This window comes from Streptomyces sp. NPDC037421 (assembly GCF_055602105.1).
Genome location: NZ_JBVJWV010000022.1, coordinates 103,982 through 126,383, shown reverse-complemented (window position 1 = coordinate 126,383; position 22,402 = coordinate 103,982). Strand labels below are relative to the sequence as shown.

The following is a 22,402-nucleotide window of genomic DNA, read 5'->3' as shown; positions in this document are numbered from 1 at the left end:
CCGGAAACGGGAACACCATGAGCAGCATCGACTACGACAAGATCCGCACCGACGCCTCCGCCGAGGTGGAGACCGAACTCCAGGGGATCAGCGACCCCTTCCAGCGGCGCATCAAGGCCGAGGAGCTGCGCGACCAGGCCAACATGGAGCTGTCCGTCCTCAGGCCCGAGCGGGACCAGCTCCTCGCCGCCGCCGCCCTCGCGGACGGCAAGGTCACCCCCGCGCTCGCCGCCAACCTCGGCGTCGCCTACAGCTACGCGATGAAGATCGCCGCAGCGCACAACGGCGCCACCATGGCTCCCCACTCCCGATGGTGGTCCGGGGCCAACCTGGAGGCCGCGCGGACGCACAACACCTTGTGGCAGCGGCCCGACGTCCACGACGAGGCCGTCACCGTCGCCGTCCGGTACGAGGCAGCCGAAGCCCGCCGTGATGCCGCACTCGCCCACCTGGAAGCCGCACAAGAAGCGGTGCGCACCGCCGGCGGCCGCATGAAGGTCGACGCGCTGGAGCGGCCCGACTTCGACAAGGTCCGCGAGCAGGCGGTCACCGAGCTCCGCAGGGAGTTCGCGACCCTTGCCGTCGCCCCCGATGAGCGCCTGCGCCTCGCAGCCCAGGCCGTCGACCAGGCTGAGGAGGAAGCGGCCGCGCTGCTTCCCGAGCGGGATGCCGCCCTGAACAGCCTTGCGTTCTACACCACCGCCCGCGGGGTCTACGAGTCCGCAGGGATCACCCGCCAGGGCCTGGTGCGCGTTCAGCAGCGCGCCCTTGGGCTGTCCCGCGACACCAAGGTCCCCACCCGGGCTGAACAGCCGGCCGCCGCCCGCGCCGCCGGAGTGAAGTACCTCAAGGAGGCCGCGGAGGAACTGCCGGACATCGCCCGTTCGATGGAGGCGGCAAAGGCCAGGCATGCTGCGGCCGTCGAGATCCGCGACGCCGCCATGCTCGTCCTCGCGGACGAGCCGTACGGCTGGACCCCCGAACAGATCGCCGAAGCAATCGACCGTGACGCGAAGGTCGTCCGCCGAGTCGTGGATCCCGAGGTCAACGCGGACCGCCGCTGGGGCACCAAGCGGCCGAAGCCCTGAAGATTCTTCCCGCAGACCTGTAACGCCTGGACGACTCACTCCGTCTATGGCCGTGAAGGGGTCCACTCCATCCCTTCAACGAGGTAAGTCAGCACCCATCCCCGCAAGGGGCGGCCCCATCCCCCCCGGGGCCGCCCCGCCCCCAGCGGCCCCCGTTCTCCCCACTCGCTTCTCGGCCATCGCCCCCCGGTAGCTGAGCCACGCGAGACGGACGGGGGCCGCCGACGTTCGAGGACACCTATGGACACTGCCGAGCGCCCCACGATCCGGCTCATCGCCGGCCGCCGCATGCAGTGCAAGGACATCCCCGACGACACGCTGTGCGACGCCGTACGCCGGACTCCTTCACCCTCACCCGTCCGCCCGGGAACGGTCCCCTGGCGGATGTCGTGGGACGTACAGGCCGCGCTGGAGGAGACCGTCGGCCCCGTGCCCTACAGGTTGTTCCTCGCCAAGGTCAGGCGACTGTTCGCCAAGGGACTCCTGGGCGGCTGCGACTGCGGATGCCGCGGCGACTACCACCTGACCGAGGAGTGCCGCAGCAGCCCGTACGGCTGCGGCCACTGCTGACCAAGGCCGCTCACCGCCCGATCGGCCACCACTCCCCAGGTGACCGCGGAACGCGAGATGGACGGGGCCGCCGACGGCTCACATCCGAGACGGAGCCTTCTCGGACACGGTGACCGTCGCGCCGGCGATGGTGAACCTGGCTTCCTCCGTGTCGCGGTCCGGGTCGTCCACGTACACGTCGAGCGTCTCCAGCAGGTCGATGATCTTCTGGTGCACCGCGTGCACGGGCATCGCCGGGCCTTCTTCGCGCAGCAGGGGCGCCGTAATGGTGAACGTGACCGGCTTCGGCTTGGGTGCAGGCATGACGGGCTCCTCAGCACGTTGAACAGCAGGGGGAGGGGTTGGCCAACCCGTCGCTCACGAGCGTAGGACCAGCATCCACCTGGGCCAACTGGCCGCCGTACAGCTTGAGAGCGGTCCGCGGCCGCCGTCGAGCCCCCAGACGCGACTTCCGGCGCCCTCCCCGCGCGCTCTGACACCGATCGGGCCCCTTCAGTCGCCGCCTCTGGCGCAGTGAGGGGCCATATTCCGGAACATCTCTATCGCATAACGACCCGCTTGGGGGCCGGTCCGGGACACAAGCCGGCCCCAGACCGCAGGGTGCGCCTCATGGACGCCCCGACCACCTTCACGCCCGTTGTGGCCGCCGCCCACGCCTCCAAGGAGCAGCGCCAGGGCGTCCGCTCGTCCGACGCGAGCAGCATTGCCGACATGCTGCTGCGGGCCCCCGTCCCCGTACGCCGCGCCGCGATCAAGTCTCTCGACCCCGCGGACCTGGCCCACGTCCTCACCGAGGTCGAGCGGGAGACCGGCACCATGTACGGCCTCTGGCACGACACCCCCAGCGGGTTCATCGAGGATGTGTTGGGGGAGTCGATCTGGAGCAAGCAGCGCGACATCGTGGACGCCGTCCCCTTCCACAAGCGCGTCGCCTGCCCCGCGGGCTTCGGCGTCGGCAAAACCTGGATCGCCGGCCGCCTGGTCGCGTGGGCGGGAGCTGTGAACCCGCCCGGGACGATGGTCATCGTCACCACCGCGACGCGATTCCGCCAGGTCCGCAACCAGCTGTGGCCCCACATCCGTAAGACGGTCGCCCGGTCCGGCCTGCCCGGATGGTGCGACACCACCCAGTGGAAGATGCCGGACCAGTGGGGCAACGACGTAGTCGTGGCGTACGGCTTCACCGCCCCCGAGGGCGACGAGGCGGCCATGCAGGGCATCCACGGCACGCCCAAGCTCCTGATCATCGTGGACGAGGCCGGCGGTATCGCCAGAGGCATCGGCAACGGCACCAACAACCTGCTCACCGGCGACGCGAGGATGCTCGCCATCGGAAACCCGCCGGCGGACGATCCCCGCAGCTGGTTCGAGGGCCTGTGCGAGGAAGGCGACGACCCTGAGGAGCCGACCACCGTCACCGTGCCGATCGCAACCTTCGACTCCCCCGCGATCACCAAGGAACGGGTCCCCTTCTGCAACGACTGCCCCGCGGGCGTACCCAAGCACTCTCTCGCCCTCCACCTCCCGGACATGGACTGGGTGAACCGCACGATCCGCGAGTACGGCGAGGACCACCCGTACGTCCAGGCCAAGGTCTACGCGAAATTCCCCAAGGGCGGCGGCGGCAAGGTCATCCCCGTCACCTGGGTCGAGGACGCCCAGCGCAACGACGACCCGACCGGCCCCGGATGGGTCCGGCTGTGCGACCTCGGCCTCGAAGGGGAACGCGCCACCCACACCGTCAAACGCGGGTCCTGGATCCGCCTCGGCGTTGACGTGGCCGCGGATGGCGGCGATGAGTTCACGATCTACCGGATCGTCGGCGACGCGATCGAGCACCGCCACCACTCCTCGGGCGCCGTCAACGACAACCAGGTCAAGGTCGCGAAGAAGATCCTTGAAGAGGTCCAGGCCGCCGAACGCCTGGCCAAAGCCCTCGGCTCCACCGCGAAGATCCACGTCAAGATCGACAAGAACGGTCTCGGGCACGGAGCCGTCGGCATGCTGGAGGTCTGGGGCGACAACGGCCAGCACAACAGCGAGATCATCGGCGTCATGGTCTCCGAGTCCCCCGACCGCGACGACCCCGGCGCCGCCATGCGCCCCTACCGCAAGAGAGACGAAATGTGGCTCGCCACCCGCTCCCTGCTCCAGCCGGACCCCTCCACCGGCACCGGCCGGCTCCGGCTGCGCGTCGACCGCGAGGCAGGCATCCAGCTCACCACCCCCAACCTCGGCAACAACGCCGGCGGCCACGCCGTCGTGGAATCGAAGAAGCAGATGAAGGCCCGCGGGATGAAGAGCCCCGACCGCGCCGAGGGGATCCTCCTGGCCGTCTACGAACCGCACGTCCGCCGCCGCGGCCTGATCGCCTGAGACACAAGGCCACGCCAGACGACATGGTCCTCACCCCGGCCACCCCGGCCGACCCGAACCATGGAGGCCCCTCTTGCTCAAGCCCATCGCCCTCGACGCCGTCATCTACCGAGCCGAGGGCGACCCCGACAAGCCGCACGCGTCTATCCACATCAGCCTCGGGGCGTCCGCCGACGTCTTCGAGGGGCTGCCGCCGGACCTGCGCCGGGCCCTGCTCCTCGGCGCCCTCGACGGCATGAAGGAGGCCCTGCCGGACAACCTCGACATCGCGGCCCAGCTCGTCTCCATGGACAAGACCCCCGTTGCCACCGAGCCAGAGGAGGCGTAGGGGCACCGCCCGCCGGCCGCGAGGACGCGGCACTGGCCACCCGGCTGTGGCGGAGGAAAGCTGACCGTCGGAGAGCCTGCGCTTTCGCCCCCCACGACGGGCGGCTACAGTGGGACCGTATCCAAGACGCATGTGGGCCCCCCGCTAGTAGCGGGGGGCCCACACTGCTTCACCGGTCCTTCAGGAGGCCTGGTTCCTGCGCCGGCGGTGCGCGGTGAGGTCGCTCAGCGACGCGGTCTTCTTCCGCTCCGCAGCCTTCCTCTTCCGGGCGAGCTCGTCCTCCGCGAGAGCGACCTGGTACCGCTCCTCGAAGTCCGGAACGTCGAGGTAGTCCTCGGGCTGCATCGCATTGAACGCGGTCTGCGCCTCGGCCGGCGTGTGGAAAGCCGCCACCATCGGGTTGAGCCGGTAGAGGCCTTGCCCCTCCTTGGCCACCAGCCGGGCGAGCTCCAGGTGCTTCAGCCCCCGGGTCACCAGCGCCCGGTCGACTCCCAGATGCTCGGCGATCACCTGCTGAGTCTGCACGATCCGGCCTCCGGCCTCCTGCGTTCCCATGAGGTGCATCAGCAGTCTCAGAGCGGGCCCCGGGACGTTCGGGAGGTACGCAAAGACGTTGAACGAACCCCACAGCAGCACGGGGGCGTTCACCTCAGCAGGCTGAGCCGACATCTATTCCTCCGATGTGTCCGGTTCGGCGGGCTTCTTCGGGTTACGCGGCCTTCGTGGTGCTGGCTCAGGAAATTCGAGCCACTTGAACTCTTCGAGCACCTTCGGATCATGTCTGAAGGCATCGATGATCGCTAGCTGATCAATCTTACGAGTCAGCTTCTCCTGGGTCGAGAACCTCCGCGGCTCGGCCTCCTCGACCTCGGTCACCCCGCCTCGCAGCGAGGCCTGCGCGTTGAGCTGGTACATCCCGCGCTTGACCATGTGCACGAGTCCAAGGCCGACCAGGAGACGCATCGACCGGTTCACGTGGACCCGGTGCACCTGGAGCGCCTTGGCCAGCTGTTCCTGAGTCGCTTTGATCAGCCCTCCGGGCTCCTGGGAACCCATCAGGAAGAGCAGCACCCGCAAGCTCAGGGCGTCGTCGTGGAAGTACACCGCGGCCCACCGCAGGAACTCCAGCGAGTCCATGGCGAAGCTGCGCCCCACGAAACCGGTCGATGTGGGCTCCGCCTTGACCGTGAGGGTGTGTCCCGCCGGCACCGCGAAGACGGTGGCCTGGTCACCCCTGCGGTACGGACTTGGCGGTGGGGGGGCCTTCTTCCGCGCCGGCTCGCCCTCGGGCTGGAGCCGGGCGCCCTGTACAGGCACTTCCACGAGTTGAACTCCTCACGTCGTATCCAAGACGCGCTGAGCCTACTGAAAGAGACCATGAGTCCCAAAGATGTGACCCATGGTCTCTTTTCGCGTGTCGAGCGTAGCCCCTGACGTACGTTCCCGGCCCGACTGTAGCGCTGCACGTACCTTGCCCCGGCCTCTCCTCGCACATCGCCCACCCAGAGCCCCGGAACCTCCTCTTCCCCCAGCCTGAATGTGACCATAGGTCACATTCAGGCTCCTGAAGCCCGCCTAGAGCCCTCAAAGTTGTGACCATAGGTCACATTCCGTGCTGCGAATGTAGGGTGCAAAGCTACTTATCTCAGCTCGGACGTAGCTTTGGACGTACCTTATTTTGCCCTTGCACCCCATCTGACCTGCAACGATGCAACGCGCCCCCAATCTAAATCCCTTACCTGCACGTTGACTCCCACCCTGGCCCCAACCCTCGGCCCACCGACGGGCCGCAACTGTCAGCTCGAACGCGGTGCGCCCACTGTCCGTAAGCCTCCGTGGCCTACCGCGTTGGCGACTGCGGGTAATTTGGGCAGGGCAAAAACGGCCAGCGGCGGAGGGAGGGGTGCCCGGCTGCTGTCCGGTATGCCGGACTTCCGGGCCGAGTTGGGCGCGGGCGCGTTCCCCCGCCGTCAATCCGGACGGCGCGTGAGGCGAACGCACCCATAAGTCGTGGCTGGCGGGGGGCAGCTGCTGCCGCGCACGGGCTGAGCCCGGCAACCGCTCCGCTCGGTCGGCGCATCATCGTGGCTGAGGAGCATGTCGTCCGGGTCGGCTCGCGCCAGTGACTAGGACCTTGCTGCTCGTGGGCCGTACGGGGGGTGGGACGCTGTTGCCTCAACTGATCGGGCTCTTCCCCGGGGTTTCGTGCCTGTACCACCGAAAGCCAGCCCCAGCGGCGGGCTCGCCAAACGAACACGATCAGTGGCCACCTGCACCACCCACGGAGCTCAACCACGCTGCCATTCTTCTAAGCGAGCACGACCCGCAGTCGCCAACGCTGCCCCCGCCACCCCGGCGGGGCACCGCAAGCCCCCAGGGCTGAGGAGCTACCGCCTCTAAGCGAGAGCAGGTGCCTGAACGCTACGAGAGCCACCTTCAAGCCCTGTTGGCAAGCAGGGTGCCCGGCCGCGGCCAGTAGGGTGACCGCATGGTCATCCCGCGCATTGAAATCGCCAGTGACGACGTGCTCCCCACCGCCGCCGCGTACATCCGCCATGAAGGCACTGAGGTGGTGTACGTCCGTCGCCAGCCCTTCGCCGCCGCCGTCCGGCACGTTCACAACGTGCTCTCCTCGTACGGCGCCTCGCTGGAAGACGTCGAACGTGCGCTCCGCGAGCAGTGCCCCGAGCTGGCTCACTAGCGACACAGCCCGGCGAGGATGGCCCAGTGACCGACTACACCCACCTCGTGGCCGCCGCGGCCCATGCCGCCGGCCCATGCCCCGAAGGGCAACAAGCAGCCTGGCAGGCCCGCGTACGCGACCTCGCTGTCGACCTCGCGTTCACCGCCCGCGAGGTCGACCAGGCCATGAAGACCCTGGACAACACCCACCCGTTCTCGGCCTACCTGGAGAAGGTGGAGATCGAGCCCACCAGCCGCCGGGGCCTGCTTACCCTGCGCCCACCCGGTGGAGGCATCGAGACGATCCGCACCGACCAGCAGGACACCAACCGCGGCGCCACGATGATCGCCCGAGCTGAAGAGCTCGTAGGCCGCTGGGTGCTGGTCTACCGATACAACGAGCCCACGACCGCGAGCCGGAAGCAGCCCGGGACCTATGGCAACGTGCGGATGGTCGCCCGGCTGATGGACCTCGGCGAAGGCACCCTCGCCTTCTCCATCGCCAAGGACGTCATCACCGCGGACGCCGGCGGCGACGCGGCCTTGGCCGCACGGCTGTGGCGGGACGCCGGACTCCCCGAAGAGGGCATGATCCCGGTCGCCGACCTGGAGCCCGTACGCCAACAGGCCCGCACCAGTGCCGGGAACCGGTAGCCCGGCGGTGCAGCCGCCCGATAGCATCCCGCAGGGCTGGCCCACCAGCCCTTGCTCCCCGCACATGCGGGGATGAACCTCGTTATGAGCACCTACCGTGCCCTGCTCCCCGCCTTCCGCGGGGATGGCCTGACGCAGCCACTACGGCGCGTCCGGACCGGCCTTCGAGTCGCTGCCCGAACGGATCGGGAACACCCGGATCCCGCGCAAGCCGGCGGGTGGCAGCTGACGGCCTACTTCGGAAAGTGCTCGGGTTCGCGTACCTGTCGGTCCTGCTCGTCGCCCGCGATCACCGGTGGGCAGTTGGGGCAGGAGAACAGTTTGCGGGTGCCGATCCAGCGCCATCCGGCGTCCCACAGGGGCCGCCACTGCACGTCGGCGGGCCGTGGGACCTCTGTTTTGCACAGTGTGCAGGCGACCACGGCCGTCAGGGAGTCTTTGTCCACGCGCGAAGCCTATGGCTTCGGTGGCCGCCGGTGCGGCGCGGCTACGGAGGGGACTCGGCCCAGGTCTCAGGGCCGCCGCCGCGCCACTCCACGAACGCGGGGTCGGTCAGGTCGAGTTCTTCGGCGGTCTCCAGCCCGGCCGCGGTGAGGAAGACGGCGATGTCGGAGGGCCGGTGTGCCACGCCGATTGAGTTCCCGTCCAAGCGCACGCGGCGCCAGCCGTTCTCGTCGGGCGGGTAAATGACCAGCCGGGCAGCAGAAGCCATGGCTCCAGTCGACTGCGCAAATCCAGCGCCCGCCGCCTGGAAGCGGCCGGACGGGCGTCCGGCCTGCCGTCAGGCGCCAGCCGAATCCATCCGCACACTGCGCTCGCGGCCGGTGAGCACCGGCGGGCCGGAGGATGAGGGCTGGGATTGCGAGCCGTGGGCGATGCGCAGGCCCGGCTGAGGCCAGGCGTAGGAGCGGGAGACAACGCTGGTGGAGCCGTCGAGGTCGACGGAGACCTGGTAGACCACCGTCCCGTCGTGCCAGTTCTGTCGAGCATGCACGGGGGCGTACCGCCACCGGCCCGCAGACCACACGCACAGGGCGGGGCGGTCTCCTGCCGGCCAGCTCCACACCGTGGGTTCCGGTCCTGCTGCTGGGCTCCACGGCGAGTTTTCGGCCGGCTCGCGCACTTCCTGGTTCACCCTTCGACCGTACCCCGCCCTCGCGCGGGCCCTGCCGGTACGGAGCGGCCTTCCTGCTCGTCGGGCACCGTGCCCGAGGCGCTGTTCATGCTGCTGGAGGAGTGCGACCGGCACCCGGAGGAGACCCTGCACACGACGGGGCTGCGGATGATCGAGGAAGCGGAGAACCGCGGCCAGGAGGTGTAACGCCTGGGCGTCCCACTACGTCTATGGGGTGAGCGGCCCGCCGGGGGAGCGTTCGTTGGTCAAGCAGCACAGACCCCGGCGGACCGCCCCACCCGCCGCCCCGAGCAGAAGCCGGATCGTTGGTAACAGCAAAAAGCCCTACCCCTACCAGCGCGGCCCCGTGGGCCCCTGCGGCCCGTCATGGGTCCGTGTTGGACCGTATCGAACCGGCTTGTACCGATCCGGTTCGACACGGACCACAGGACCAGCGTCAGCCGAACGGGGCCCGGTCTGAGGAGCGCTTTATGCTGTTACCAAGCTTCGGAGAGAGCGCGCCTGCGGCGCGCAAAGGGGTGCGGCCGACCGGCACGGGGCCCGGGGCACTCCCGCCGCCTTCGGCCGCGGCCCCGACCGGGCCAGCGCAGGGGCCCCGTACCGCCCAACCGCGCTGCATCCCTGAACACCCCCCAACCGGCCGCCGGCAGGCTGCGAACCGCGGAAGACCAGTACGGACGCGCTTCGCGCGGCGACAACAGGAAGCCCGGCCACAACCTCCGCCGGGAGCCCTTCGTTACCGGGGCGTGAGCAACCCGGACGAGATCCTCGACAAGATCGCCGAGGGCATGGCGTACGACATGAACATCAGCCTCCCCACCGCGCGAGCCGTCACCCAGCGATGCCACGCCCTGATGACGGAGTTCCCGGACCGCGACCGTTCCGACCTGCTCGCCGAGGAGGTCCAGCAGGCGGTGGCACGTCGCGAACCCTGGGCCGTCGAGTACATGATGGCCGGGGTCCAGCGGCACATCATCGGCCTGGAAGAAACCGCGACCCTCGCCATGCAGGTCGGCGGCGATCCCTACCTCGCCGTGAACTCCACCCCCGAATACGCCGGTGACCCCCTCGCCGCCCCGGTCGTGGACGCCCTCGTACGCGATCGTGGGGACAGTCGCTGACGCCCGGATCCCTCCCGGCGGACGAGTCCGTACCCTGACGACGTGACCACCGCCCTCGACGCCATCACCGCGTTCCTCGACCACCTCGAAGAGCGCCGCTTCGCGTACTCCACCCGCCGCCTGCGCGGCGGATTCCTCACCGAGTACCTGGAGCACGCGGTCAACACCCCTGGAGCCCCGGCCAACCTGACCGCCGCCGAGCTGATGGAACTCCCCCGGGCCGAGGCGTGGCTCGAAGACGCCGCCGCCGGCCTCACCCGCCAGCGCAACACCCTGCGCGGCCCGGACGCACCCGGCGCCAACAACTCCAGCCGCGTCCGGATCATCACCTACAACATGTTCGCCGAGTACCTGCGCTCCCCCTGGCGCCTGGAGGTCCCGCCCAACACCACCGGCGAACACCTCGACCCCGACGAGGCGCAGAAGGTCATCCACACCCTCGCCGTGAAGCGCCCCACCGGCGCGAACGCCGCCACCAGCATCCGCACCGCGGCGTTGGCCGCCCTCGTGGCCGCGACCAGCTGCACCGTCAGCGAGCTGTGGCGCCTGGACGTGGCCGACCTCCAGCTCGACCGCACGGCCCCGCGGGTCCTTCTCGAAGCCGGGCCCGTCGAGCTCGACGCCGACACGGTACGCATCGTCCGCCGGTGGCTGCGCCAGCGCGCCGGCATCACCGCGGCCCTCGAAGGCAGCGACCCCGGCTACCTGTGGGTGCCGACCAAGTCCGGCCGACCCCGCAGCGGCCAGGACACTCCTCCGCCCGGTGCCCGCCGCGCCGCGATGCGCACCCTCCACGCGGCCCACCGCCGACTCGTCCTCGACATCCTCGGCACCCCCCTACGCCCCGGCGCCCTGCGCACGGCCGGGTAGCCGCCCCGTTCCCCTGCGAACGCGCTGCCGCCTCCGCCATACTGGTCACGTCTCACCCTGCCCGCGTGCGCGGGAATGCCTGGCCGCCCTCCGCGGCCCCCTAGCCGCGCCCACCCGCGGCGCGCTTCCCGCATGCAGAGGAGACCCCGTGACGAGCGAAGACGCCTACACGCCCGAACACCCCGAGTGGGACACCGTCCCTCCCCAGCGCACCGGTACAGCCGTCAAGGCGCGATACCCGGCGCTGAAGCAAACGTCCCCCTCGACCGAGCCCAACATGCCCTTTGGGGTCCGGCGCAAGATCCAACGCGTACTGCTCTACGACCTCCGGGAAGCCGAGTTCCGGTGGGGCAAGCTCCTCATCCGCGTACGCGTCGACCCGCCCGACTATCTGGAGGGCACGGAGGACGACGACACCCTTCGCCGGCGGGTGTCCGCCTTCGGAGAGTGGGACGTCTCCGGCTACTCCCCGGAACCCCCTGAAGTACCCGGCGGCTGGGCCTTGCTGGCGGTGCCGGCCAAGGTTCGATTCGGCCCCCACCAGGTCGTCACCGTCCAGGACACCAAGTCACCCGACTTCTCCGACGCCGTGTGGACCGTCGTAGGCGCCGTCGTGGACACCGTGCAGCACGCCATCCCGGGGATCGTGAGCGAGCTGAGCGACGGCGAGTCCACGAAGCAGTAAGCGGCCACGAGCGCGGCCGCCGCCGCGCCTCGGTGTCCTGCCGGGGCCCGGCTGACATCGTGGACACCGGAGCCCGCCCGGCCGCCCTTCGCACGTCGCGCCGGGCGGGCCGCCCGTACGCCGTCAGCCCGGTATCGACGGGGGATGCGATACCGGGCCTACACACACCGTAGTCGTGGAAGACTGGGCGCACCTCAAGTTCCGGGTGAAGGGCGCCAGATGAACAACCGACTCTCCGATTTTCTCGGCGCCGACGGAGCGCGAGTTGCTAAGGCTCGCGAGGCGCTGGAGGAGGCAGTTGCCGGGGTCGTTGAGATGGCGGAGGGCGTCGAGGACTTCGCCCCGCTCGGCACTGATGAGCTGGGCGCCGCCGTCGCCGCTCTGGCCTCATCCGAGTACGTGGATGAGGACGAGGCCGGGGCCCGCTGGGTGGCGCGTTCGTTCACTGCCGGCCCGATGGACCTGCTTCCGCTCGGGGAAGCCGCGCTGGCATTCGGCGGGGCCGTGCTGATGATGCGGGGCGCCCTGCACGAACTCGACCAGGCGCTGAACGCGATGAACCGACCCGGGCCGACCGCGCCCGGGGGGACGTTCTCTCGCTGATCAACCTCGTAGCTTCCGACGGCCAGCAGGCAAGGCTGCACGGGCTGGCCTTGGCCGCGCAGCGTCATCACGTTCCAGGGTCGTCTCGTGGTCCACCGGCCGACTGCGTTGTTCGAGCAGCAGTACCTCCAGGTAGACGCGGGCGCCGGCTCCCCGCCGATTCGGCACCGGCTCGGACATGTTCGTCGCCACGACTTCCCCGGACGCCTCCAGGGCCCGCATGAGGGCTTCCGCTGTCCTCCGGGCCCGGTCCGGGTCGGAGTCCATGAGCCGGATCTGCGACATCAGTTCCTCCCTCCCGCCAGCACCGCGCGGCCCCGGGCCGGCTCCGGCTCTCCGACCCCGTAACCGTCCAGCGTCCATGCCGCCCGCTCCCACACCGGCTCGGTGCCGTCCGCGATCCGGTGCAGAAGGCCAGCCATCGACTGGCCGTCGGCCGCCACGTTCAGCGACCGCGACCAGGGCACCGTCTCGCCGTGTCCGGGCAGACAGGGAACGGTGCTGTACGGGTAGTCGGTGTGCGCGTACCAAGGCGCCCAGATCCGCGCGACGGACGAGTTGTGCGCGGCCCACGGGTGCAGCGGGTCACGGCCGGAGAGCCCCGGGCCGCGAGAGCCGGGCGGGCGCAGCAGGAACTGCGGGCAGCGGCGGATCGGTCCCATATGGTCGGGCTCCTCGACCACCCGCCGGTCGGCGAGCAGCGCGTCGAGCTGGTCGAGGACCGCGCCGCGCTCGGGGCTGCTGTGCTCCCCGGCGGGGGCGGTGTAGAGGACCTGGCCGTCGTGTACGGCGACCACGGCGACGCCCTGCGTCTCCGGCAGCGAGTCCGGCTCGACGTCCACGACCAACAGCACGGCGGCCGGGTCCGCGACGAGCTCGCGCGCCAGGGCCTGCGCCTGCTTGTGCTGCTCCCACATCGTCATCGCGTACCGGCACGGGTCGCAGAACCGGCCCTTTCCGAGCGGGTGCCGCTCGCGGGCGCCGCAACGCCGGCACTCGTACTGGAGCTCGCGGGCCCGGTTGAGAGCGGCGCGCTGTGCCGGGGTTGCCCGCCGCTTCGGCACGGCCTCGCCGAGCGGGTACAGCGGGGCGTAGCTGTTGCCGTGGTAGAGCACTTGGCCGACAGGCTGGCCGCCGGGCTTGAGCGGCGGGTCCTGCTGCGCAAGCTGCGTCTTGGTGAACAGCCCGTCGGGCACGGCGCCCCACCACGTGTAGCGCGGGAGCCCATCAATAGCTGGCACGGAACCAGGCACAGCGTCCTCCTTCTGTAGCGACCTTCTTTCTCCTAATTCATAGCGCACAGCCAGACGGAAATTCAAAGCGCCTGAAAAATTCACCGAAACGGTCTATCGGGGATGATTTCCCTGCCGATTATTTCTATCAAGGTTGATAGAAATGCCGTCGTGTGGCTGCGGAGCGGACGGCGGAATCTCCTCCCTCGGCCAGGGCCCGTAGCGCTCCAGCCCCTGCCGGATGATGCGCGGCACGGAGTACACGTGCGCGAGCAGTTCGTCACGCTTCTGGTGTTCCTCCGGTGTGTAATCGGGGCTGTGATAGGTCAGCCCCAGCTCCTCCAGCTTGGCCAGAGGATCCGTACTCACGCGAACCGCTGCCGTTCTCAACGCCGTGACCAGGGAAGATCGGAGCTCGTAGGTGCGCGTGATGAGCGTTCCCGGATAGTGCCGACCGACACCTCGCCCGGAGAGAGTCGCCAACTCCTCCTCGTCCTGGTCGAGAGGAGCCCAGGGGCCGGCAAGGTCGTCTTCCGCGAGCCGCCGTTCGATCGCGCTCTGGATGATCAAGTTCAGCGTCGGCCAAAGCTCGGCGCTGCGCATCCTTCGAACGGTGAGGCGTGCAGCGTTAGCAGTGAGGCCTTCCTCCTGAAGCTCGATTGCCCGATCCACCATCTCAAGACGGTGCTTTCTGCGGATGGCCTTCAAGCGTCCAGCGTGAATTACATCAATAGCAGCCGTGATTTTCACGAGCTGGTCTTCGGATTCCATCCATTTTCCTTTCTCTTCTATCAAGGTTGATAGAAATAGGCGGGCGGCTCGCGGTGTCCAACGAGCGGCCTCGGCCGGAGCTACTGGGTGGGGTGTTGCGACAGCCAGTCGTTCAGCTCATGGGCCGGGCCCAGGATCAGCGCCCGGTTCCACCGGGCGTCTCCCTGTACCTTGGCGCGGCCTTCCTCGATCCGGTCGATCAACCGGTACGCCGGAGACCAGAACGTGGCTCCGGCCGGGTCGGCGTTCATCGCCTTCCGCAGGGCCCGCGCGTTGGCGACGATCTCGTTCAGGTCTTTGTCGCAGTCGTCCGGGCACCCACCCCACGCCAGCGCGTTGAGGTCGTCCGTGTAGACCTTGCCCGCCGCGGTCACCGACGGCGGCTTGTCGCTGGGGCTCGCCGCCGGCGGCTTCGCCGCCGCGTTCGCTCCGCCGCATCCCGTCATGCCGAACACCGCTGCGCCGAGCACCAGGCTCGCGGCGGCCCCCCACCCCTTGTTCATGCCGAAGATCATGTCACGGGGATCCGGCCGGGCTCAGCCCTTCGGCCGGATCCCCGCGCAGCTCATACGGTCACCGCGGCGGTCGTCTCCACGTCTACCGGCGGTACCGAAGCGGGAAGACGGCGGGGGGCGATCCTGAAGGCCATCGCCCGGCCCTGCTTGCCGGCCTCCTCCACCCAGCCCTTCCGGCGCCACTGCCCCAGCGGCCCGTTCACGGAGGACCGGGCGGCGAACTGCGGCAGGTCCAGCGCCACCAGGTCGTCCACCGTGATGCCCTTGGCACCCGCCTTCTCGACCGCCTGCCACAGCGCCAGTTGCCGCTCGTCGGCGATTTCGGTCCCGTCAGGAAACGTGGGAACGGATCGCAGCATCGGACGGCCGCCGCCGGGGCCGGAAGGCGGCGTGGGGGGCACCGGCGGGGTCGGGTCGTCTTCCGGGTCAGGCGAGGGCTCCGGATGCCCCAGAGCCCCGCTTTCGTCCTCTGCGCGGGCGTAACGGTGGTTCGTGGCCGCGACGTTCTCGTCCGTCATCCAGTATCCGCGCGCTTCGACGGGGACCTGGTGCTCCCGGTCCCAGCGCAGCAGCTTGCCGGGGGCGTCCAGCTCATCCAGGCACCAGCCGTTCCCGTACGCGCCGGGCCCGAAGATGAGGTTGGAGGTAGTGGACTCCTTGGCTCCAAGGCCGATGCGTACCTGGTACTGCTGACGGCCGTCCGTGGAGCCGCCGAAAACCCTGTTCGAGGGGGACTGGGTGGCGCACACCAGGGTGACGCCCGTGAACCGGGCGACCTGGAGCAGGGACTCGATCAGCTTCGCCGCCTCGGGCACGCGGCGCATCAGCTCGCCCAGCTCATCGATGAAGACGAACCAGGCCGGGCCGTGCTTGCCCGGCACCCACTTCTTCTCGCCGAGCTCCGCGAGGATGGCGCCGCGGCGCTCGACCTCCTTCCACACCGTCCGCAGCAGCCCCATGGCGCGGGCGGGGGTGTCGGCGAGGCCGAGGGCGCAGCCGCGCCACGGGCCGAACTCGACGGCGCCCGGCTTCATGTCGATGAGGAGCAGCTCGGCGTCCTCGCAGGCCGCCGCGTACGCGATGAGGACGCTCTGGACACCGGACTTCCCGTTGTCGGTGGCCCCGCCGATCAGGACGTGGTTGTAGAGCAGGGGGATCAGCACCGGCTGTCCGAAGGCGTCGATTCCGAGGACGGCCGGCTCGGTGCAGGTGGTGGTCGACGGGCCCGGCCAGGGGATCGGCGTGGCGAGCGGGTCGGTCTCGTACAGGGAGACGACGAGCTCGTTGTCCCTCTCGCCCTTGGCCAGGCGCAGTTTCCCGGGCAGGCCGAGGTTCGAGGCGAGTTGTTCCTTGCGGGCGATGACTTTCTGGGGGGCAGTGTTGCGGCCCGGGGGCAGGACGACGACCGCCCGCCAGCCGAAGGGCGTGTAGTCGAGCGCGGTCACGTCCACCGCGGGGACGGACAGCATCGCGACCAGGGCGCGCAGCAGCGCGGTCTCCTCCGCCGTCGAGCCGGTGATGCCCGGCGCCAGCGTGTGGTCGCCAAGGCCGTGCGGGGTGAGCCCGGCCTTGGCCGCCTTCACCTGGAGGGCCATGCGCTCTTGACGCGACTTCACGAGCCAGGGCACGTACGCGGCGTAGGCCCCGCCGGTCGCCACGGCGCCGGCAATCAGCGACGGAACCGACGGGCCGAGCCCGGCGCCGATCCACGCGTCGGCCATCACGACCAGGCCGCCGGTGCCGGCCGCCGCGATCGTCTTGTTCTTGTGCTTGAGGCCACCAGCGGCGAGGGCTCCGGTGGCGGCCAGGGCGAGCCCGTACACGCCGTGCTCGGGCAGGCTGACGCCGTCCAGGTGGTGGAGCCAGGACAGTCCGGTCAGGCCGCCTGTCGCGGCGCCCGGGGCGAGTTCGTAGCGGCGGCGAGAACACCAACGGCAGGCCGCGCCGAACGCGCTCGCGGCACCCAGCGCCGCGCGGGCGAGTATCGAGTCGTGCGAGGGATGCGGGGGCACAGCAGTCTCCTGGGAAATGACGTGACGTGGTTGCGGGAAGAAACCCCAGGTCAGGGGTTCGTCACGTCACATCAGGACGGAGATGCTGGTACCGGAGAAGGCGAGGAGCCGAGGCATGGGTATGCCCTCCTGGTGGATTCGGAGCGTTGAAGCCGGGGCGCTTGCTCGTGCGCCACAGCTGGGTCCGGGCCGAAACCCGGTGTGCAGTTGTGAGGCCAGACTACCGGCGCTGATCAGCAGACGCCGGGAAATGATCTTCGGTGAGTGGTGTCTCGCGCTTCCCGTCCCACGTGAAGACCCGGACATCCGACTCCTGCACGGAGCCGAGACGCGACCGGAGATGGTGCATCACGTAGTCGACCTTCATGCGGCGGAGATCCGGAAAGGCCTCCCAGTGGATAGGGTCCATCCCCGCCTGGCTGCGCCACATCCGACCGTTGACCTCGACTTCGGCAACGACCAGCAGATCGGAGAACGAGTCGCGGCCGCTCATCCGCGAAGCTCCACCAGCAGGGTCGTGGCCTTGTCCCAGCAAGTTCCGCAGGGCTGGCCGGCGGATCCGCAGATGATGTCTGCGAGGCGCGGCGCCAGGTCGCTGCTTTGCTCGGCGCTGCGGGTGAGACGCACGGCCGCGTCGGCCTTCCGCAGGCACGAGTTGCAGGCCTTCGTCTTGCCTTCGCGGCGCCCACAGATAGTGAGGGATGCCTCGCGAAGCAGGTCGACGCGACTCGGAATGGTGGCTGTGCTCATGTCTCTCCCCCCAGGGCACGGCCCCCTGCCTGAAGATCGAGGCCGGCGGACGCCGACGCAGGGGGCCGTGCACGGGATAGACGGAGTGGTCCCCGGATTCGTTACACCGCGGCGTACGCGTCCGGCAGCGGGACCGCTCGCACCCAGCCGTCCGGACCCTCGTACTCCATCCCGGAGGTGGCGTGGACCGTCACCGGTACGGTCTCGTCGTCCAGGCGCACGACGAGGTACTGGCCCGCGGTGTCGATGACGGTGCCGGGCCGCCCGTGATGCCTCACGCGGAAGCCCAGCGCGACGGTGATACCGATGCGCGCGGCCAGCCCGTAGTAGGTCCGGATGTGGTCCAGGTCGGAGTTCTGCCGATCCGCCACGGCGTACAGGCTTCGGCAGGCCGGGCGCCGGCACCGGGCGCCCGGGGCGATCTCGTGCGCTCCGACTGCTGCGCTGACGTCCATCAGGATGTGGACGGGGTCGCACGCGGCGCCGACCCCGTGCATGCCGCCACCCACGAGGTACCGCTCGGTGAACACCGCGACGTGACTCGACTTGTCGCCGTGCACGTTCGGAGACGACAGATACGTCGCATCCCGCGAGCTCGCGGCGAGCTGCCCCCTGAAAAGCGCGGGGGCTCCGTGCTCGACGGGCTCCCCATCCGCGCTGATGCTCTGCGGCGCCGGCCGCCGTTCCATCGCCTTCACAAGCCTTCCCCTCTCCACTGGTCCACGATGACCAGCGACATCCTGATGCGGGCGCCGTTCTGGCGCTCGCCTGCTCTCGGGTCGACGCCGGTGACGATGCTCGCGTTGTCGTCCTCGAACACCCCCGCGTCGGCCAAACCGTCCACGGCAGCCTTCGCCGACAGCGCCCAGTTCGAAGGGTCGAAGACGCGAGTGCGCACCTTCGGGCGCACGACGTACAGCACGCGGGCCCGGGTCAGCCGCGGGATCGCGGCAGTACGCGCGAGCACCGCAGTGGCCTCCCGGATCGCGGCCGCGGTCTTCCGCTCCCTCGACCAGTGCCAGCGACGTACCTCGTTGGCGTTGATCAAGTCCATGTCCGGCAGCTCCAGAACCCAGTGGGGCGCCCCGCCGACCTCGGCGTCCATGTCCCACTCGACGTAGGCTGCCGGGTTGCGCGCGGCCAACGCCGAGCGACCCCCGGCCGCGGTGCTGCGCCCGGCGTCGAGCCGCGCGCGGAGGCCGGGATAGCGGGCGGAACCCGACGTCACGCGGGCCATCCCTCCGGGTTGGAGCGCGTCTCGACGCAGTAGCGGGTCTTCATGTCCCACTCACGTCCCGTGACGTGCAGGTACGCCTGGCTGGCCACGTAGAGCAGGCTCTCACCCTCCATCGCCGTCGCCGTGTAGGGAGCGAACCCTGCGGACGTGTTGAGGACGCCCTCGTACACCTCACGTCCGGCCGCGACCACAGCACAGCGGGCATAGAGGAAGTGGTCATCCGTCTGAAAACGCAGTCTGTCGGGGTCGGTGACCGGTATGGCCTTGAACTGCTCCTGATCCAGTCGGTACAGGGCTTCGGCGAGGCGCTCCCCGAACTCGGTGATCTCGCCTGCCGGCCTCTGCGCGAGGATCGCGGTCAGCTGCACGCACTGGAGCTCGTCGGCGCGCCCGTCGAGGTAGCCGATCAGCTTCCAGAACTCATCCCAGGTCATCACATGGGCAGCCTCGCACAGGCCGCTGACAGCCGACGGGCTTGAAGCCGCCTCGTGTACCTCCTGCTGGACGGCCTGCATGTGCAGGTCAAAGCCCTCGAAGTGGCCGTCGCGGGCGTACCGGCTCGGATCAATCCAGTCCCCGGCTGCGCATGCCGCAGCAAACAGGGGCGCCTCAGCACCGAACAAGGACCTCGTCGCGCCAACCGGCTCCAGCAAGAGACGGTGTTCGCGGCGAGGGCCGTTCATCAAGGGGTCCTCGGTGTAGTGCTGCAAGGTGGTGCAGTCCTTTCGGAGCGTTGAAGGCCCGGGTCTTGCTCGTGACGCCGGGGCTGTTGCTACTCGTGCGGAGGTCTCGGTTCCGATGCTCAGACCTCGAAGGCTGAGGGTGTGCTCAGCCCCTCTCACCTCGGCAACCACCGTCGGGCACAAGCTCTCGGTTCCCCGGAGCGTCAGCGCCGACCAGCGCCGCGGCCCATTCGCGGACCTTCTCCTCACCGACAAGCTGGTGCAGACTCCGTGTGTCCTCGGGCCATTCAGCCGGGTCATCGTTGAGGCAGTCCCGGGCCTCACCCAAGATTCTTGTCAGCGCCCTGTACAGGAGAAGCGAGGAGCGGGTGACTCCGGTCACGGCGGCCTCGTTCGTCTCGCCCCAGATCGCGTCCTTCTCGGTCTGGTCACACCTGTGGTGAACCGTGATGGTGCGGAGATTCTGGGACTCCATCCGGCGGCGCAGCTGCACATTGAAGCCGTAGGTACAGGCAGATGTCCCGTCCGCCAGCGTCTCGTATGTCTGGCAGCAGATCGCAGCCTCGACCCAAATGCCCGCATTGTGGGCCTGCTCCAGGATGGTCGTCACGCTGTGCCCCTCTTCCCAATCGACGTGGAATCGCTTGCTGGTGGTGTGGGGAGCCTAGGGTTCGAGGCTCTGACCGGGCAGGTTGAGTGTGCGAGTGGCTGGCGGATAGTCCCCCGTGGCGCTCGTGTCCAGTCCGAGGGACCAGACCGTGACGGTGTGCTCGAAGTCCTGCCGGACCCGGTGGTAGGTCTCGCTCTCGGCCTTCAGGAAGCGCGCGGCCGCCGTGCTGTACGTAGTGGATTCGGTGGTGCAGGTCAGCAGGTCGCCGAGCGCGGCGTCCAGCGCCAGGTACCAGCTCCCCAGCGTCGTGGCGAGGGAACGGATCATCGGGTACGTCTGGGTGGGTCCGAACTCGCTGACGTGCCAGTGCACATGTGCCAGGTCGAAGCCGTCGAACGTGTCCGGGATTCCGGCGGTGGCCTCGCGGTACCGCGCGATGGCTTCCAGCTCGGCCGGGGTGAACGGCGTGGTCTTGTACTCGTGGATCGTCAGGTCGTCGTCCGTCGGGATCATGCTGGGTCCTCGTCCTTGAGCAGCTCGGGGTGGCGGCGCACGGGGGCAACTTCGGGGGCTATTCGAACTCGATGTCGTCGAGCAGGGTCGCGGCCGCGGGGTGGCCGTGGGTGCGCAGCAGGTCGGCGAGTTCGATGGTGTGCGCGCGGAGCAGGCTGGTGGCGTGGTCGATGGCGGTGTCCTCGTCGTGGCCGAGTCGGGTGTAGAGCGCGGTGAGCCGGCCGAGGGCGGCGGTGGCGGGCTCGGGCGCGCCGACGGGGCGGCCGCCGAGGGCTTCGCGGAAGGGGCCGAGGGCCCGGGGGGCGAGCGTGTAGGCGTGGGTCTTGCTCCAGCCCTCGGAGCCGGCCGAGGTGGGGGTGAGGAGCTTGGGAAGGTCGGCGGGCCAAATGCCTTGTTGGATAAGGGATTTCACGGTGCGGGTGACGCTTGTGGTGGCTCCGTTGAGGCGGTCGCCGCGGCGGGCGCGGAAGTCGGCGCCCAGCACCCGGCCGCCGGCGGCCACGGCGAGTTCGACCAGGGCCTGGGCGTCGGGGGTCGCCCGGATGAGGAACTCGCGGGCGGCCTCGACGGTCGGTCCCGGGTCGGGGGTGACGGTAGCCGGGGGCAGGCCGTTGACGAACTCGTGCAGTCGCTCGATGGACTCGGGTGGCAGATTGGTGATGTGCAGGTGGACGTCGCTGCTCACAGAACGCCTCTCAGAGAACTGACCCAGAGTGGGCCTGAGTGGGCTTGTACTGGAGAAGTCTAGGCCCCGCGCCTCCAGTTCGGGGCCAGTTCGGCTCAGTTCATCGTCACTTGATTGGGAACGGCTGATTCCTCTTCAGTTAGCTTGTCCTTACCGGGTATTCTATTTTGAATAACCGGTACCTACTGGGGCGGGGAACGCGTGAGCGAGAACGAGCAGAGTCAGCGTGAGCATGGCCGCGGGGAGCAGTCGGGGGGTGCGGGCATGAACACCGACCGGGCGAGCGAGTGGGAGCACCCGCCGGCGACCTGGCGACCGGCCGAGCCCGAGCAGCGCGACGGACGCATCGCCCGGCAGCAGCGACCCGTACCCCCGGGAGACCGACTGAGCCACCTCGGCCACGTTGAGCACCCCGTGCAGACGTACGCGGTCATGAAGCCGGTGCCGAACAGCCTGCCGGAACCGGCCGACACCGAGGAGTGGCTGGCGTCCTTCGCGCCCGACACGCTGCATGTGCCGCCGACGATCGACCTCGACCCGCAGCCGTCGATCTTTGCGCCTGGGTCTTTCACCCGCGGCGGTATCGGCAAGACATCCAGCGTCGACTTGTCGGTCGACGGCGTGGTCGAGCCGGGGGACCGCTCGTGAAGAACGGTCGCGGATACAGCCCCCGGGGAGACCGTCCGGAGCCGACGGCAGCCCCCTTCGCTCCCCCGCCGGTCTCGCCGCCTACGGGCACGAGTGTCGACGCCTGCGCGGAGATGATCGCCCAACTTGGCCTCTGGCACGGCTTCTTGAGAGCGCGGGCGGCAGAGACACCGGTCGTGAATCCGTTCTTCCACGAGTCCCTGGGCTACGCGATGGGGTCTGCCGAGGCGTTCCTGGAGCACGAGGACATCGTCGGCGCCGTGCGCAAGCTGGAGTGGATGCGCAACGAGGCGAAGCGCTGGGAGCACCACCCAGACTTCCCCGCCAGCGCCCCGGCTGATGCGCCGGAAGGTGGCCGCTGACATGTCCGGCCTCACGCCTGACTACGACGAGGCGCGCGCCGAGCTGGAGCAGGTGCTCTCGAAGGCTTACGACCTGGTCCTCCTTACCCTCACCAGGCTCACCGGCGACGGCGAGAAGGCAGCGGACCTCACCGAGAAGGTGTTCGTGGCAGCCGCGCACGAATACGCTCCCCGCACCCCCGGGCGGTGGGCCACCTGGCTCCGGGAGACCGCAGGCCGGGTGTACGACGAAGACTTCCTGGAGAGCTGCGGCATCCGCCCATGACGGCCAG

31 protein-coding genes are annotated in these 22,402 nt (G+C 69.4%); 13 read left to right on the top strand and 18 right to left on the bottom strand.

Annotated elements, in window-relative coordinates; all coding sequences use genetic code 11:
- Positions 1-17 precede the first annotated feature (17 nt).
- On the top strand, positions 18-1,088 hold the full coding sequence (locus tag ACZ7IF_RS27180; RefSeq protein ID WP_470151653.1) for a hypothetical protein: 1,071 nt from the start codon (positions 18-20) through the stop codon (positions 1,086-1,088).
- 240 nt (positions 1,089-1,328) lie between these two features.
- Positions 1,329-1,658 (top strand): hypothetical protein, encoded by a 330-nt coding sequence (locus ACZ7IF_RS27175; protein ID WP_470151651.1) that lies wholly within the window; start codon positions 1,329-1,331, stop codon positions 1,656-1,658.
- Positions 1,659-1,736: 78 nt separating this feature from the next.
- On the opposite strand, the gene ACZ7IF_RS27170 is transcribed toward ACZ7IF_RS27175, so the two are convergent.
- On the bottom strand, positions 1,737-1,961 hold the full coding sequence (locus ACZ7IF_RS27170) for a hypothetical protein (protein ID WP_470976288.1): 225 nt from the start codon (positions 1,959-1,961) through the stop codon (positions 1,737-1,739).
- A 306-nt stretch (positions 1,962-2,267) separates the two neighbouring features.
- On the opposite strand from ACZ7IF_RS27170, the gene ACZ7IF_RS27165 reads away from it, so the two are divergent.
- Both ACZ7IF_RS27165 and ACZ7IF_RS27160 read left to right on the top strand, forming a co-directional pair.
- Positions 2,268-4,034: a hypothetical protein gene (locus ACZ7IF_RS27165; RefSeq protein WP_470976285.1), complete on the top strand. Its 1,767-nt coding sequence runs from the start codon at positions 2,268-2,270 to the stop codon at positions 4,032-4,034.
- Positions 4,035-4,107: 73 nt separating this feature from the next.
- Entirely contained in the window at positions 4,108-4,362 is a 255-nt protein-coding gene (locus ACZ7IF_RS27160) for a hypothetical protein (RefSeq protein ID WP_470151645.1), read from the top strand.
- A gap of 180 nt (positions 4,363-4,542) precedes the next feature.
- Here the strand turns inward: ACZ7IF_RS27160 and ACZ7IF_RS27155 are convergent, their stop codons facing one another.
- Positions 4,543-5,010: a MarR family transcriptional regulator gene (locus ACZ7IF_RS27155; RefSeq protein ID WP_470151643.1), complete on the bottom strand. Its 468-nt coding sequence runs from the start codon at positions 5,008-5,010 to the stop codon at positions 4,543-4,545.
- A gap of 21 nt (positions 5,011-5,031) precedes the next feature.
- Positions 5,032-5,685: a helix-turn-helix domain-containing protein gene (locus ACZ7IF_RS27150; protein ID WP_470151640.1), complete on the bottom strand. Its 654-nt coding sequence runs from the start codon at positions 5,683-5,685 to the stop codon at positions 5,032-5,034.
- A gap of 1,165 nt (positions 5,686-6,850) precedes the next feature.
- Between ACZ7IF_RS27150 and ACZ7IF_RS27145 the strand changes: the two genes are divergently transcribed.
- Complete coding sequence (locus tag ACZ7IF_RS27145) at positions 6,851-7,063, top strand: hypothetical protein (protein WP_470976281.1); 213 nt, start codon at positions 6,851-6,853, stop codon at positions 7,061-7,063.
- 26 nt (positions 7,064-7,089) lie between these two features.
- Complete coding sequence (locus ACZ7IF_RS27140) at positions 7,090-7,698, top strand: hypothetical protein (protein ID WP_470976279.1); 609 nt, start codon at positions 7,090-7,092, stop codon at positions 7,696-7,698.
- Between the two features lie 233 nt (positions 7,699-7,931).
- Here the strand turns inward: ACZ7IF_RS27140 and ACZ7IF_RS27135 are convergent, their stop codons facing one another.
- The 3 genes from ACZ7IF_RS27135 to ACZ7IF_RS27125 all read right to left on the bottom strand — a co-directional run bounded on the left by ACZ7IF_RS27135 (position 7,932) and on the right by ACZ7IF_RS27125 (position 8,692).
- Complete coding sequence (locus ACZ7IF_RS27135) at positions 7,932-8,144, bottom strand: hypothetical protein (protein WP_470151637.1); 213 nt, start codon at positions 8,142-8,144, stop codon at positions 7,932-7,934.
- Between the two features lie 41 nt (positions 8,145-8,185).
- Complete coding sequence (locus tag ACZ7IF_RS27130; RefSeq protein WP_470151636.1) at positions 8,186-8,410, bottom strand: hypothetical protein; 225 nt, start codon at positions 8,408-8,410, stop codon at positions 8,186-8,188.
- A 69-nt stretch (positions 8,411-8,479) separates the two neighbouring features.
- Positions 8,480-8,692, bottom strand: coding sequence for a hypothetical protein (locus ACZ7IF_RS27125; protein ID WP_470976275.1), 213 nt, complete (start codon positions 8,690-8,692; stop codon positions 8,480-8,482).
- Between the two features lie 887 nt (positions 8,693-9,579).
- On the opposite strand from ACZ7IF_RS27125, the gene ACZ7IF_RS27120 reads away from it, so the two are divergent.
- The 4 genes from ACZ7IF_RS27120 (at position 9,580) to ACZ7IF_RS27105 (ending at position 12,112) form a co-directional block, all read left to right on the top strand.
- Positions 9,580-9,954: a hypothetical protein gene (locus ACZ7IF_RS27120; RefSeq protein WP_470976273.1), complete on the top strand. Its 375-nt coding sequence runs from the start codon at positions 9,580-9,582 to the stop codon at positions 9,952-9,954.
- Between the two features lie 42 nt (positions 9,955-9,996).
- Complete coding sequence (locus tag ACZ7IF_RS27115) at positions 9,997-10,824, top strand: hypothetical protein (RefSeq protein WP_470976270.1); 828 nt, start codon at positions 9,997-9,999, stop codon at positions 10,822-10,824.
- A 148-nt stretch (positions 10,825-10,972) separates the two neighbouring features.
- On the top strand, positions 10,973-11,509 hold the full coding sequence (locus tag ACZ7IF_RS27110) for a hypothetical protein (RefSeq protein WP_470976267.1): 537 nt from the start codon (positions 10,973-10,975) through the stop codon (positions 11,507-11,509).
- Between the two features lie 219 nt (positions 11,510-11,728).
- Positions 11,729-12,112: a hypothetical protein gene (locus tag ACZ7IF_RS27105; RefSeq protein ID WP_470976264.1), complete on the top strand. Its 384-nt coding sequence runs from the start codon at positions 11,729-11,731 to the stop codon at positions 12,110-12,112.
- A gap of 284 nt (positions 12,113-12,396) precedes the next feature.
- Here ACZ7IF_RS27105 and ACZ7IF_RS27100 read toward each other — a convergent pair whose 3' ends face one another.
- The 12 genes from ACZ7IF_RS27100 to ACZ7IF_RS27045 all read right to left on the bottom strand — a co-directional run bounded on the left by ACZ7IF_RS27100 (position 12,397) and on the right by ACZ7IF_RS27045 (position 21,120).
- Complete coding sequence (locus ACZ7IF_RS27100) at positions 12,397-13,353, bottom strand: hypothetical protein (protein ID WP_470976262.1); 957 nt, start codon at positions 13,351-13,353, stop codon at positions 12,397-12,399.
- Positions 13,354-13,458: 105 nt separating this feature from the next.
- Positions 13,459-14,115 (bottom strand): hypothetical protein, encoded by a 657-nt coding sequence (locus tag ACZ7IF_RS27095; protein ID WP_470976259.1) that lies wholly within the window; start codon positions 14,113-14,115, stop codon positions 13,459-13,461.
- A gap of 80 nt (positions 14,116-14,195) precedes the next feature.
- Positions 14,196-14,618 carry a hypothetical protein gene (locus tag ACZ7IF_RS27090; protein WP_470976256.1) on the bottom strand — a complete coding sequence of 141 codons (423 nt, stop codon included), beginning with the start codon at positions 14,616-14,618 and terminating at the stop codon, positions 14,196-14,198.
- A 62-nt stretch (positions 14,619-14,680) separates the two neighbouring features.
- On the bottom strand, positions 14,681-16,642 hold the full coding sequence (locus ACZ7IF_RS27085; protein ID WP_470976254.1) for an FtsK/SpoIIIE domain-containing protein: 1,962 nt from the start codon (positions 16,640-16,642) through the stop codon (positions 14,681-14,683).
- A 220-nt stretch (positions 16,643-16,862) separates the two neighbouring features.
- Entirely contained in the window at positions 16,863-17,135 is a 273-nt protein-coding gene (locus tag ACZ7IF_RS27080) for a hypothetical protein (protein ID WP_470976251.1), read from the bottom strand.
- Positions 17,132-17,392 carry a hypothetical protein gene (locus ACZ7IF_RS27075; protein ID WP_470976248.1) on the bottom strand — a complete coding sequence of 87 codons (261 nt, stop codon included), beginning with the start codon at positions 17,390-17,392 and terminating at the stop codon, positions 17,132-17,134. The genes ACZ7IF_RS27080 and ACZ7IF_RS27075 overlap by 4 nt, the downstream gene beginning before the upstream one ends.
- A 101-nt stretch (positions 17,393-17,493) precedes the next feature.
- Entirely contained in the window at positions 17,494-17,952 is a 459-nt protein-coding gene (locus tag ACZ7IF_RS27070) for a hypothetical protein (protein WP_470976245.1), read from the bottom strand.
- A 134-nt stretch (positions 17,953-18,086) separates the two neighbouring features.
- On the bottom strand, positions 18,087-18,620 hold the full coding sequence (locus ACZ7IF_RS27065) for a hypothetical protein (protein WP_470976242.1): 534 nt from the start codon (positions 18,618-18,620) through the stop codon (positions 18,087-18,089).
- Positions 18,617-19,339 carry a DUF4240 domain-containing protein gene (locus ACZ7IF_RS27060; protein ID WP_470976239.1) on the bottom strand — a complete coding sequence of 241 codons (723 nt, stop codon included), beginning with the start codon at positions 19,337-19,339 and terminating at the stop codon, positions 18,617-18,619. The genes ACZ7IF_RS27065 and ACZ7IF_RS27060 overlap by 4 nt, the downstream gene beginning before the upstream one ends.
- 118 nt (positions 19,340-19,457) lie before the next feature.
- Positions 19,458-19,922 carry a hypothetical protein gene (locus ACZ7IF_RS27055; RefSeq protein ID WP_470976236.1) on the bottom strand — a complete coding sequence of 155 codons (465 nt, stop codon included), beginning with the start codon at positions 19,920-19,922 and terminating at the stop codon, positions 19,458-19,460.
- Between the two features lie 54 nt (positions 19,923-19,976).
- A complete protein-coding gene (locus ACZ7IF_RS27050; RefSeq protein ID WP_470976233.1) occupies positions 19,977-20,435 on the bottom strand; it encodes a hypothetical protein in 459 nt (152 codons plus the stop codon).
- A gap of 58 nt (positions 20,436-20,493) precedes the next feature.
- Complete coding sequence (locus tag ACZ7IF_RS27045; RefSeq protein ID WP_470976231.1) at positions 20,494-21,120, bottom strand: hypothetical protein; 627 nt, start codon at positions 21,118-21,120, stop codon at positions 20,494-20,496.
- Positions 21,121-21,321: 201 nt separating this feature from the next.
- Here ACZ7IF_RS27045 and ACZ7IF_RS27040 point away from each other — a divergent pair, with 201 nt between their 5' ends.
- The 3 genes from ACZ7IF_RS27040 to ACZ7IF_RS27030 all read left to right on the top strand — a co-directional run bounded on the left by ACZ7IF_RS27040 (position 21,322) and on the right by ACZ7IF_RS27030 (position 22,395).
- Positions 21,322-21,768, top strand: coding sequence for a hypothetical protein (locus ACZ7IF_RS27040; protein WP_470976228.1), 447 nt, complete (start codon positions 21,322-21,324; stop codon positions 21,766-21,768).
- A gap of 176 nt (positions 21,769-21,944) precedes the next feature.
- Entirely contained in the window at positions 21,945-22,130 is a 186-nt protein-coding gene (locus ACZ7IF_RS27035) for a hypothetical protein (RefSeq protein WP_470976225.1), read from the top strand.
- 1 nt (position 22,131) lies between these two features.
- Positions 22,132-22,395, top strand: coding sequence for a hypothetical protein (locus ACZ7IF_RS27030; protein ID WP_470976223.1), 264 nt, complete (start codon positions 22,132-22,134; stop codon positions 22,393-22,395).
- The last annotated feature ends 7 nt before the right edge of the window (positions 22,396-22,402 follow it).

Excerpts from the sequence above, each read along its gene's own strand:
- ACZ7IF_RS27130 (WP_470151636.1), bottom strand. The coding sequence starts at position 8,410 with ATGGCTTCTGCTGCCCGGCTGGTCATTTACCCGCCCGACGAGAACGGC.
- ACZ7IF_RS27050 (WP_470976233.1), bottom strand. The coding sequence starts at position 20,435 with ATGATCCCGACGGACGACGACCTGACGATCCACGAGTACAAGACCACG.
- ACZ7IF_RS27165 (WP_470976285.1), top strand. The coding sequence starts at position 2,268 with ATGGACGCCCCGACCACCTTCACGCCCGTTGTGGCCGCCGCCCACGCC.
- ACZ7IF_RS27095 (WP_470976259.1), bottom strand. The coding sequence starts at position 14,115 with ATGGAATCCGAAGACCAGCTCGTGAAAATCACGGCTGCTATTGATGTA.
- ACZ7IF_RS27175 (WP_470151651.1), top strand. The coding sequence starts at position 1,329 with ATGGACACTGCCGAGCGCCCCACGATCCGGCTCATCGCCGGCCGCCGC.
- ACZ7IF_RS27030 (WP_470976223.1), top strand. The coding sequence starts at position 22,132 with ATGTCCGGCCTCACGCCTGACTACGACGAGGCGCGCGCCGAGCTGGAG.
- ACZ7IF_RS27145 (WP_470976281.1), top strand. The coding sequence starts at position 6,851 with ATGGTCATCCCGCGCATTGAAATCGCCAGTGACGACGTGCTCCCCACC.
- ACZ7IF_RS27075 (WP_470976248.1), bottom strand. The coding sequence starts at position 17,392 with ATGAGCACAGCCACCATTCCGAGTCGCGTCGACCTGCTTCGCGAGGCA.
- ACZ7IF_RS27180 (WP_470151653.1), top strand. The coding sequence starts at position 18 with ATGAGCAGCATCGACTACGACAAGATCCGCACCGACGCCTCCGCCGAG.
- ACZ7IF_RS27080 (WP_470976251.1), bottom strand. The coding sequence starts at position 17,135 with ATGAGCGGCCGCGACTCGTTCTCCGATCTGCTGGTCGTTGCCGAAGTC.
- ACZ7IF_RS27090 (WP_470976256.1), bottom strand. The coding sequence starts at position 14,618 with ATGAACAAGGGGTGGGGGGCCGCCGCGAGCCTGGTGCTCGGCGCAGCG.
- ACZ7IF_RS27105 (WP_470976264.1), top strand. The coding sequence starts at position 11,729 with ATGAACAACCGACTCTCCGATTTTCTCGGCGCCGACGGAGCGCGAGTT.
- ACZ7IF_RS27170 (WP_470976288.1), bottom strand. The coding sequence starts at position 1,961 with ATGCCTGCACCCAAGCCGAAGCCGGTCACGTTCACCATTACGGCGCCC.